This window comes from Mesorhizobium sp. WSM4822 (assembly GCF_055811155.1).
In genome coordinates this window covers 1-261 of the sequence record NZ_JBVVQM010000099.1, presented here as the reverse complement: position 1 = coordinate 261, position 261 = coordinate 1, and the positions used below count along the sequence as shown (strand labels likewise).

1 protein-coding gene is annotated in these 261 nt (G+C 55.9%); it reads right to left on the bottom strand.

Annotation, left to right across the window (positions count from 1 at the left end; all coding sequences use genetic code 11):
• On the bottom strand, nt 1-261 hold a 261-nt coding region (locus tag AC0L3E_RS34705), incomplete at both ends, for an amino acid kinase family protein (protein WP_473606924.1).

The window sequence follows — 261 nt, the reverse complement described above, 5'->3', positions numbered from 1 at the left end:
CCAGAGCGCGGAACAGCGGCGGATTTTCAGTTTTATTGCACACCAGCGTACCACCTGCGCGTGGGTCTTTGCTGGAGCCGACAAAGACCGGGATATCGCTGCGTACTGCGGGTAGCAACGTTGCCGGATGCAGTACTTTTGCACCAAAAGTTGCCATCTCTGCCGCTTCGGCAAACGCGATTTCATCAATGCGTTTTGCTGCGGAAACTACGCGTGGATCGGTGGTGTAGATGCCCGGGACGTCGGTCCAGATATCAACAC